The 7,264-nt window shown below is 64.4% G+C and carries 5 protein-coding genes and 1 pseudogene; 3 read left to right on the top strand and 3 right to left on the bottom strand.

Going from position 1 to position 7,264, the window contains the following annotated elements; all coding sequences use genetic code 11:
* The 3 genes and pseudogenes from ASN89_RS29095 to ASN89_RS24190 all read left to right on the top strand — a co-directional run.
* Window positions 1-421, top strand: a pseudogene (locus ASN89_RS29095) (MFS transporter); the annotation flags it as partial.
* Window positions 422-455: 34 nt separating this feature from the next.
* The gene (locus ASN89_RS24195; protein ID WP_200899225.1) at window positions 456-836 is read left to right on the top strand and encodes a hypothetical protein; all 381 of its coding nucleotides are present in this window, start codon (window positions 456-458) and stop codon (window positions 834-836) included.
* 174 nt (window positions 837-1,010) lie between these two features.
* On the top strand, window positions 1,011-3,329 hold the full coding sequence (locus tag ASN89_RS24190; RefSeq protein ID WP_046684361.1) for an NADP-dependent malic enzyme: 2,319 nt from the start codon (window positions 1,011-1,013) through the stop codon (window positions 3,327-3,329).
* A gap of 51 nt (window positions 3,330-3,380) precedes the next feature.
* Here the strand turns inward: ASN89_RS24190 and ASN89_RS24185 are convergent, their stop codons facing one another.
* The 3 genes from ASN89_RS24185 to ASN89_RS24175 all read right to left on the bottom strand — a co-directional run.
* Window positions 3,381-4,250: a hypothetical protein gene (locus ASN89_RS24185; RefSeq protein WP_058051045.1), complete on the bottom strand. Its 870-nt coding sequence runs from the start codon at window positions 4,248-4,250 to the stop codon at window positions 3,381-3,383.
* 306 nt (window positions 4,251-4,556) lie between these two features.
* Window positions 4,557-5,570 (bottom strand): two-component system response regulator, encoded by a 1,014-nt coding sequence (locus ASN89_RS24180; protein ID WP_058051044.1) that lies wholly within the window; start codon window positions 5,568-5,570, stop codon window positions 4,557-4,559.
* Window positions 5,567-7,264: ATP-binding protein (locus tag ASN89_RS24175; protein ID WP_152988669.1), on the bottom strand; the 1,698-nt coding region annotated here is incomplete at its 5' end. The genes ASN89_RS24175 and ASN89_RS24180, both read right to left, overlap by 4 nt.

Genomic DNA, 7,264 nt, shown 5'->3' with positions numbered 1-7,264 from the left:
GGTACTGGTGATTTCCAGCGTCATCCACCGCTTTCCCGACCGCCGCATCCTGTTGCTGGCCGTCCTGCTGTCCGTGCTGGGCGGCCTGGCTTGCCTGATTGTGGCGCCCGCACAACTGGCGCTGCCCGCCGTGATATTGCTGGGCTGCGGTATCGGCTCCCTTTTCCCGCTGTCGCTGATCGTCAGCATGGACCACGTGCGGGACCCGGCCGGCGCCGGCGCGCTGCTCGGTTTTGTGCAGGGGGGCGGCTACATCATCGCCAGCAGCATGCCGTTTATCGCCGGCCTGATCCGCCAGCATTCGTCCAGCCTGGCCCAGGCGTGGATGGTGATGGCCGCTGGCGTCGTGCTCTTGCTGCTGATCGCCGTGCGCTTCGCGCCAGGTGGGCGGCTGGCGTCGCCTGCGGGAAAAATCGCGTAGGCTGTCGGTTTGTCCTTGATAGAAAGATGCCGCCATGGCCGACCACATCGCCACGCCACCATCGCTGCTGCCCGCCAACCGCCGCATCGTGCTGTCCGGCGAGGATGCGCTGCGCATCCTGCGCGAGATCGAATTCCTGCTGCAGTCGCTGCATCACATCGGTCGCCATTATTATCCCGACGGCGACGATGATGGCGCCGATGCCCAGCGCCGCGCGCAGTATTGCGCGGAGACGACCCGCTTCATCGACGCGCAGCAAGCGACGACGCGCCTGGCGCTGATGCGCAGCATTTTGTCCGCGCCGTTCGACACCACCCTGGGGGCGGACGACATGGACGATATCGAGCGCGCCGTCGAAGCGCTGCCGCTGTGGCGCGCCCCTGGTGATCCATCACAAAAACTAATTGAAATCTAAAATTTGATAGTTTTTCCTGTTCAGGACGTTTGTGCCGCCGGACGGCCTTACAATACTAGGTTATGCGTTTTCGTGATATCAGACTGTGGCTAGCGGAAAATACCTAGCTAATTGAAAGAATCGGTCTGATAAAATCCGGAACACCCGATCGACCAAACAGGAAGGCAGCACAGCATGGATTCGTCATCTGATAAAAAAGAAGAATTGCGTCAACAATTGCGCTTGGCCGCACTCGAGTATCACGAGTGCCCGCGCCCCGGCAAAATCAGCGTGACGCCGACCAAACAACTGACCAACCAGCGCGACCTGGCACTGGCCTACTCGCCAGGCGTGGCGGCACCGTGCGAAGAAATCGTCATCGATCCGGCCAATGCCTATAAATATACGGCGCGCGGCAACCTCGTGGCCGTCATCACCAACGGCACGGCCGTGCTGGGACTGGGCAATATCGGTCCGCTGGCCGCCAAGCCGGTGATGGAAGGCAAGGGCGTGCTGTTCAAGAAATTCGCCGGCATCGACGTCTTCGACATCGAAATCAACGAGATGGATCCCGATAAACTGGTCGACATCATCGCTTCGCTGGAACCGACCTTTGGCGGCGTGAACCTGGAAGACATCAAGGCGCCAGAGTGCTTCTACATCGAGCGCCAGCTGCGCGACCGCATGAAGATTCCTGTCTTCCATGACGACCAGCACGGCACCGCCATCATCGTTGGCGCGGCCATCCTGAACGGCCTGAAAGCCGTCGGCAAGAAAATCGAAGAGTGCAAACTGGTCGTGTCGGGCGCGGGCGCCGCGGCGCTGGCCTGCCTGGACCTGATCGTCGACCTGGGCTTCCCGCTGAAAAATATCTACGTCACCGACCTGGCCGGCGTCGTCTACAAGGGCCGCACGGAATTGATGGATCCGGACAAGGAACGCTTCGCGCAAGACACGCCGCTGCGCACCCTGGCCGAGATCATCCCGGACGCCGACATTTTCCTCGGCGTCTCCGCCGGCGGCGTGCTGAAGCAAGACATGGTGCGCAAGATGGCGCCGAACCCGCTGATCCTGGCGCTGGCCAACCCGAATCCGGAAATCCTGCCGGAAGAAGTCAAGGCCGTGCGCAGCGACGCCATCATCGCCACGGGCCGTTCGGACTATCCGAACCAGGTCAACAACGTGCTGTGCTTCCCGTACATCTTCCGCGGCGCCCTCGATTGCGGCGCGACGACGATCACGCGCGAAATGGAAATCGCCGTCGTGCACGCGATCGCCGACCTGGCGCATGCCGAGCAGTCCGACATCGTGGCCACGACGTATGGCATCAGCAACCTGTCGTTCGGTCCTGAATACCTGATCCCGATGCCGTTCGATCCGCGTTTGCTGATCAAGATCGCGCCAGCCGTGGCCAAGGCGGCCGAGGATTCCGGCGTCGCCACGCGTCCGATCAAGGACTTGCAAGCGTACGCGGACAGCCTGCAGCAATTCGTCTACCGCAGCGGCACCTTCATGAAGCCGCTGTTCCTGATGGCCAAATCCACGCCGGCCGAACTCAAACGCATCGTCTACGCCGAAGGCGAAGAAGAGCGCGTGCTGCGCGCCGTGCAAGTGGTGGTCGATGAAAAACTGGCGCGTCCTATCCTGGTCGGCCGTCCACCCGTGCTCGAAGCGCGCATCCAGAAGTTCGGCCTGCGCCTCAAGCAAGGCGTCGACTTCGACGTCATCAACCCGGACTTCGACGAGCGCTATCGCGATTACTGGAACACGTATTACGCGATGACGAGCCGCAAGGGCGTCACCGAGGAATACGCGAAGCTGGAAATGCGCCGCCGCCACACCCTGATCGGTTCGATGATGATCCACAAGGGCGACGCCGACGGCATGATCTGCGGCACCTTCGGCACCACCCAGCTGCACCTGAAATACATCGACCAGGTGCTGGGCAAGCGCGCCGGCAGCAACGTGTACGCCGCCATGAACGTGTTGATCATGCCGGAGCGCCAGTTGGTGATGGTCGACACGCACGTCAATGAAAATCCGGACGCCGAGCAGCTGGCCGAGATCACCATCATGGCCGCCGAAGAGATGACCCGCTTCGGCCTGTCGCCGCGCGCGGCCCTGCTGTCGCATTCCAACTTCGGTTCCAGCGACAGCGCCTCGGCGCAAAAGATGCGCGCCGCCTTGGCCATCGTCAAGGAACGCGCGCCGGACCTGGAAATCGACGGCGAAATGCACGGCGATACGGCTCTGGACAGCAAGCTGCGTCAAAAACTGATGCCAAATTCGGCACTGAAGAACGACGCCAACCTGCTCGTCATGCCGAACATCGAGTCGGCCAACATCGCCTACAACCTGGTGAAAACGGCGGCCGGCAACGGCATCGCCGTGGGCCCGATCCTGCTCGGCTGCGCCAAGCCCGTGCACATTCTGACGCCATCGGCCACCGTGCGCCGTATCGTCAACATGACGGCACTGTGCGTCGTGGACGCAGTGGCTCAGCGTAAAGTTTAAGCGTTAGCTGCGCATGAAAAGCCGCCCCGCCCGCAAGGAGGGGCGGCTTTTTTACATGGTTGGCACGGGCAGGGGCGTGGCGGCCGGATGGCGGCGCAGGTAATAGTGGCGGTACAGCATGATCTCGCCCCACACCAGCAGCAGTGCCGCCAGCGCGAGCAGGCCCAGCGTGATCTTGAGCGAATTGAAATACGCGCCGGCTTGGCGTTTGATGGCGTCGATGAAAATCATCGGCACTGATTTGTCGAGTTTGCTGAAGTCGGCCTGGCGCGCCACATCGGTGGTCAGGCGCACGGCCAGGTCGGTGCCCAGACTGGCCAGTTCGCCCGTCGCCTGGCCACGGAAGCCGGCGCCCTTGAGCGCTTCGCCCAGTACGCTTGCCCTGGCGATTAGCTGTTCCTGCAGCACTTGCGTCAGCAGCACGCTGCCGCGGCGCAGGATGAATTCATTGATCCAGCGCGCCTTGCTGCGTTCCCAGTAACTGCCTGATGTCGGCCGGTAATACATGTCCTGCACGAAGGGCTCGATCAGGCTGCGCATGCTGATAGCCTGGCCCGGGGCGATCAGCTTGACCTGCTGTTCCAGGTAGACGCGCAGCGCCGGCATCTGCGCTTCGACCACCGGCTGCAGGTCGCGCTCGAGGGCCTGATTGACGACGCGGTGCACGCTGTGCACGGCGCCAAAGCCGCCACCGAGGAGCGGCAGCGCGACCAGGATCAACACGTAGCTGAGCTTGACGGCCACGTGCCAGGCGGGCGGACGGCGCACCAGCAGGCATTTTCTGGCCAGCTGGTAGCAGATGCCGAGCGCCAGCACAAAGCCGATCACGCCATACAGCAGCATCCACGGCAGGGCGCTCCACAGCAGGTCGCTGCCGAACGGCGCCAGGGTGCTGCCCCAATTGACCAGTTGTTCCTTCATGTACATTGCCTTAAAGTAAGTAATCAGGCAATTATAGCTATTTAACAAATAGACATGGCGCGCTTGACCTCAGTGCGCCATCAGCACCGGTTGATGTGGGTCAAAAAAGCACAGGCCCTGGTCATGTACAAGCGCGTTTGCCAGAAATGCTGCTCTATTTGATGTGCATCAAAATGCTTCACTGCCTGCCGGCGATAATGGCATCGAACTCCTTGCCCTTCCAGTGGTCTGCAACGGCGCCGGCGCCATCTGTCCGGCACTTCCTTGTGTGACGCAACAACGCTGGCCGTGGCGGGAGTTCACTCTTCATGCCTGCGCGTGGTGTTCCTCTTGCTCTGCCCAGCGCAGCCGGATGGCGTCGATGGCGGGCAGTTCCTCGACAAACAGCTCGACCAGCCGCGCATCGAAATGGCTGCCTTTTTGTTCTTGCAAATAGCCCACGGCATCGATCACCGACCATTCGCGCTTGTACGGGCGCACCGAGGTCAGCGCGTCGAAGACGTCGGCCACGGCGACGATGCGTCCCGCCAGCGGGATCGTCTCGCCCGCCAAGCCGTTCGGGTAGCCGCTGCCATCCCATTTTTCATGGTGCGCCAGGGCGATTTCGCGGGCCAGCGCCAGCATGCCGCCCTCGGCATGTTCGCCGATGATGTCGCCGCCGATGCGCGCATGCGTCTGCATGACGGCCCATTCGTCCGCGTCGAGCTTGCCCGGCTTTTGCAGGATGCGGTCGGGGATGCCGATCTTGCCCACGTCGTGCATGGGCGCCGCGTGCAGCAGGTCGTCCGCGGCGGCCTCGTCCATGCCGGCGGCCACGCCCAGCAGGCGCGCGTAATGGCTCATGCGGATCACGTGCAAGCCCGTTTCATTGTCCTTGTATTCGGCTGCCAGGCCCAGGCGCTGGACAATCTGCAGCCGCGTTTCCTTCAGTTCGTCGATGCGCACCAGCGACAGGTGCGTGCGCACGCGGGCGCGCACGATGGCGGGGCTGAGCGGCTTGGTGATGTAATCGACGGCGCCCGCTTCAAAACCGCTCAGTTCGTCGCGCATGTCGTTCAGGGCCGTGACGAAGATGACGGGGATGGCAGCCGTCAGCGGCGCCGCTTTCAGCTGGCGGCAGGCATCGTGGCCGCTCAGGCCCGGCATCATCACGTCGAGCAGGATCAGGGCCGGGCGTTCCTGCCGCGCCAGTTCCAGGGCCCGCGCGCCATCCTTGGCGAACAGCAGCGCGTAGTCGTTCTGCAAGATCTGGCGCAGCAATTGCAAATTGGCCGCTTCATCGTCGACGACGAGAATCACGGGCCTGGCGCGTGCATTCATGGGGACTCCGGGGCGAAGGTGGGCAGCAGGTCGTGCAGGAGCGACTGCGCCAGGGGGAAATCAAAGTCGTCGATGGCGTGCAGCAGCGGCGCCAGCGCGTCCGCTTGCGCACCCATGGCCTGCTGCAATTGTGCTTGCGCCGCGTCATCGAGTTCGCCGCGCCGCAGGGCGTGCAGCAGGGAACTGGCCGCTTGCCGGGCGGCGGGTGCGTCGATGGCAGCCGCCGTTGCCGCTGGCACGGCAGGCGGCACCAGCCGGGCGATGGCGGCCAGCGCCGCCGGCCATTGCGTCAGCAGCTCGCCCAGCGTTTCGTCGAGCTGCTGTGCCGTGGCGGGGTCGGGGCTGGCGCTGGCGCAGCATTGCTCCAGCGCCGCCAGGCTGGCGGCCAGTTGTTCCAGGCCCAGGTTGGCCGCCACGCCGCGCAGTTTGTGGCTCTGCGGCAAGAGCGCCAGGTGATCGCGCGCCTCGATGGCGGCCAGCATGGCAGGCGGCAAGCGGGGATGCTCGTGGCCGAAACGGGCCAGCGCTGCGTGGTAGGCGCTGTCGTTGCCGGCCCAGCGCTGCAGGGCGCCCGCATGGTGCAGCACTCTTGCGCCAGCGGGCGCGCGGCTGTCATCGGCCGGGTCCGCCGCCAGGCCCAGCACGCGGGCGATTTCCTGCGACAGCGCCTGCCATTCGACGGGCTTGGTGGCGAAACCGTCCATGTCGGCCGCCCGCGCCGCCTTGCGGTGCGCATCGAGCACGCTGGCCGTCATGGCGATCACGGGCACGCGCGGGCGGCCATCGCGCAGGGCGGCGGCGCGGATGGCTTGCGTGGCGGCCAGGCCATCCATGCGCGGCATTTGCAAGTCCAGCAGCAGAATGTCGAAGTCGTCCTGCTGGGCCAGCTGCAAGGCTTGCGCGCCATCGCCTGCCGTGACCACCGTGTGGCCGCGCTTGCCCAACAGCAGACTCAGCAGTTCCAGGTTTTGCGGCACGTCGTCGGCGGCCAGCACGCGCAGGGGCGGCAGGCGCACGCTGCGGCGTTCGCTGGCGGGCAGCGCCGCCTGGCGTGCCGGCAACAAGGGCAGCATGACGTGGAACACGCTGCCGTGCGGCACGCTGGCGTCGGCCCAGATACGCCCCTGCATCAGGGTCACCAGCTGCCTGCTGATGGTGGTGCCCAGGCCCGTGCCGCCAAAGCGCCGCGTGGTCGAAGCGTCCGCTTGCACGAAGGGATCAAAAATGGCGTCGCGCCGTTCCGCGGAGATGCCGATACCGCTGTCCCGCACCAGCAGGTGCAGCTGGCCGTCGTCGAGGCGCGCCGTCAGGCTGACGCCGCCGCTGGGCGTGAACTTGATGGCGTTGTCGAGCAGGTTGCCCAGCACTTGCCGCATGCGCAATTCGTCGCCATGCAGCACGGCCGGCAGTTGCGGGTCGTACTGCACCTCCATGCGCAAACCCTTGTTGCGCGCATGGACGCCATACGTGGACGCCAGTTCATCGACCAGCGCCAGCAGGCTGTAGTCGCGCATTTCCAGCGCCACGGCGCCCTTGTCCAGCTTGGCCGTATCGAGCACTTCGTTGAGCAGGCGTAACAGCGAGCGGCCGGACTGGCGCACGGTATTGAGGTGGCGTCGCTGTTCCGGCGCCAGCGGCGAGTCGAGCAGCACATCCGTGAAACCGAGGATGGAATTCATCGGCGTGCGGGTTTC

It is taken from the genome of Janthinobacterium sp. Ant5-2-1 (genome assembly GCF_001445815.1).
In the GTDB taxonomy this organism is placed as follows: Bacteria; Pseudomonadota; Gammaproteobacteria; order Burkholderiales; family Burkholderiaceae_D; genus Janthinobacterium; species Janthinobacterium lividum_E.
The sequence above is the reverse complement of the archived record's forward strand: the minus strand, read 5'-3'. Positions and strand labels throughout refer to the sequence as shown.

Coding starts and splice junctions, on each gene's coding strand:
- ASN89_RS24180 (WP_058051044.1), bottom strand. CDS start 5,570: ATGAATGCACGCGCCAGGCCCGTGATTCTCGTCGTCGACGATGAAGCG.
- ASN89_RS24185 (WP_058051045.1), bottom strand. CDS start 4,250: ATGAAGGAACAACTGGTCAATTGGGGCAGCACCCTGGCGCCGTTCGGC.
- ASN89_RS24190 (WP_046684361.1), top strand. CDS start 1,011: ATGGATTCGTCATCTGATAAAAAAGAAGAATTGCGTCAACAATTGCGC.
- ASN89_RS24195 (WP_200899225.1), top strand. CDS start 456: ATGGCCGACCACATCGCCACGCCACCATCGCTGCTGCCCGCCAACCGC.